This window comes from Bifidobacterium jacchi (assembly GCF_009078285.1).
In the GTDB taxonomy this organism is placed as follows: domain Bacteria; phylum Actinomycetota; class Actinomycetes; order Actinomycetales; family Bifidobacteriaceae; genus Bifidobacterium; species Bifidobacterium jacchi.
This window is the reverse complement of sequence record NZ_RQSP01000086.1, coordinates 1-2,604: the sequence shown is the minus strand read 5'-3', so window position 1 is coordinate 2,604 and position 2,604 is coordinate 1. Positions and strand designations below refer to the sequence as shown.

Sequence of the window (2,604 nt, the reverse complement as noted above, 5' to 3'; positions counted from 1 at the left end):
GGAAGACACAGAAACCCCACAAGCCGACAAGGACTAGGATTTCGCGCTCACCCCAAGTGAGGCACCACTCCGGATTTCGCGCTCATTTTCAAATGAGGCACCTCGACCCCGCCACTGCTGCCCCCATCCACCGCAGCGGCAGTCATCATAGCAACGGCAGCAACGAGAGCTGCAACGAGAGCCACACCAGCCACGCCGCCAGTCGGCAACAGCAGCGCCGCCAGACCACAACCGCCGCGCCGCCGGCCACCATGCGGGAATACGACATGCATTGTGCCGCGCATTTCGTAGGATGGACGCAACGTGCAGCCGGCGCACTGCGGACGCATGCCATGGCAACACGATCTTGGCAACGATATCAAACAGGGGTTGTTATGTCCGAAAAACTGAAGGTCGGCATTCTTGGCGCCACCGGCATGGTCGGTCAGCGTTTCGTCACGCTATTGAAGAATCACCCGTGGTTCGAGGTGGTCACCCTCGCCGCTTCCGCGCACAGCGCCGGCAAGACGTATGAGGAGGCGGTCGGCGACCGGTGGAAGCTGGAGACGCCGATGCCCGAATATGCGAAGCACATGACGGTGGTGGACGGCGACGATGCCGAAAAAGTGGCCGCCGGAGTGGACTTCATGTTCTCCGCGGTGAACATGCCGAAGGATCAGATTCGTGCGATCGAGGAGCGCTACGCGAAGACCGAGACGCCGGTGGTGTCCAACAACAGCGCGCACCGCTGGACTCCGGACGTGCCGATGGTGGTGCCGGAGATCAACCCGGAGCACTTCGCAGTGATCGAGCATCAGCGCCGTCGCCTTGGCACCACGCGCGGCTTCATCGCCGTCAAGCCGAACTGCTCGATTCAGGCGTACACGCCGGCGCTGGCCGCGTGGAAGGAGTTCGAGCCGCACGAGGTGGTGGTGAGCACGTACCAGGCCATTTCCGGCGCGGGCAAGACGTTCAAGGACTGGCCCGAGATGGTGGGCAACATCATCCCGTTCATCTCCGGCGAGGAGGCCAAGAGCGAGAAGGAGCCGCTCAAGGTGTTCGGCCATGTGGACGCCGAGCGCGGCGAAATCGTGCCGTTCGAGGGGCCACTGCGCATCACGTCGCAGTGCATCCGCGTGCCCGTGCTCAACGGCCACACCGCCACCGTGTTCATCAACTTCGGCAAGAAGGCAACCAAGGAGGAGCTGATCGACCGTCTGGTGAACTACACGTCGCAGGCTGCCGAGCTCGGTCTGCCGCACGCGCCGAAGCACTTCATCCAGTACCTGACCGAGGATGATCGCCCGCAGGTCAAGCTGGATGTGGATTACGAGGGCGGCATGGGCGTGTCGATCGGGCGTCTGCGCGAGGATTCGATCTTCGATTGGAAGTTCGTGGGGCTGGCGCACAACACACTGCGCGGTGCGGCGGGCGGCGCGCTGGAGTGCGCGGAGATGCTCAAGGCACTGGGGTATATCAGCGCGAAGTAGCGCGGATAGAGCGAACGCAGCGTGGACGCAACGTAGGAGCCCCGGTAGCAGGTCTCCTACGTTGTGAATCCTGCGTTCTCTCCCCCAGTCATCACTGCTGACAGTCTCCCATTGCAGGAGAACGGCTCGATCCGCAATTACAGACGCGCTGCGCGCGCGGTCTGCCGGCTCGCCGGTCGACTCGCACAGCACCTACAAACAGCTCCGCTGTTTGCTTCACGGTGCTGGTCCCGCAATCATGGACGCGCTGCGCGCGCGGTCTGCCGGCTCGCCGGTCGACTCGCACAGCACCTACAAACAGCTCCGCTGTTTGCTTCACGGTGCTGGTCCCGCAATCATGGACGCGCTTCGCGCGCATCCTGCTGGCTCGCCGGTCGGCTCGCACGTTGCCTACAAACAGCTCTGCTGTTTGCCTAACGGCAACGTCCTGACAGGCGGAGCGAGAAATACTTGCGCAAACACGCTGCTTGGCGCAAGTTTTTCTCGGGATTCGCCTTGAGCTCGAGATTCTCTTGCGCTGGGACGCCTCGTAGCGCAAGAGAATCTCGAAATAGCCGTTTATTTCGAGAAAAACTAGCGCCAGCACACGAAGCGCACACGGAGCACACATGTATGGCGCAGGGATTTGACGAAGTGGCCGTTTATCCCGAGGTTTTCTTGCGCTGAGGCGCTGGACGGCTACTGGATGACTGGGTCTTATGGAGATGGCGTCTCATAGCACAAGGATTTCCTGGGCTTATCCTTGAGTTCGTGAAATCCTTGCGCTCCGCGTCCCGGCGCAAGGTTTTCTCGAACTCAGGCGTTGTTTCGAGATTCTCTTGCGCTCACATGTGGATTGCTCTTCGTTTCGCTGTGTGGCTGTCTGGCTGTGCGGCGCGTGCGGGAAGGGTTGACGTTACGAGGGTGATGCTTCTCTCGCTGCGCAATGTCGTTGCCTAGGGAAGCAAGGCGAGAGCTCGTTGCTTGCGCCTGCCCGTGTCGGCTTATCACGCGACGCGTTTCAGATAGCTCACGCAGCAAACGGGATAAGGCCCGATTTTTTGCGCACTTTGGTTTGGGCTTGAGATGGAAGGGCATGGCCCGTGTCCTGTGTACGATTTTCTGTCGCCAAACAAAACAAATCGCGATTGGAAAG

Annotated in this window: 1 protein-coding gene; it reads left to right on the top strand. The window is 60.9% G+C overall.

The features are described 5' to 3' along the window. The first annotated feature begins 374 nt into the window (after positions 1-374). Entirely contained in the window at positions 375-1,469 is a 1,095-nt protein-coding gene (gene asd / locus EHS19_RS10400; RefSeq protein ID WP_151917688.1) for an aspartate-semialdehyde dehydrogenase, read from the top strand. Positions 1,470-2,604 lie beyond the last annotated feature (1,135 nt).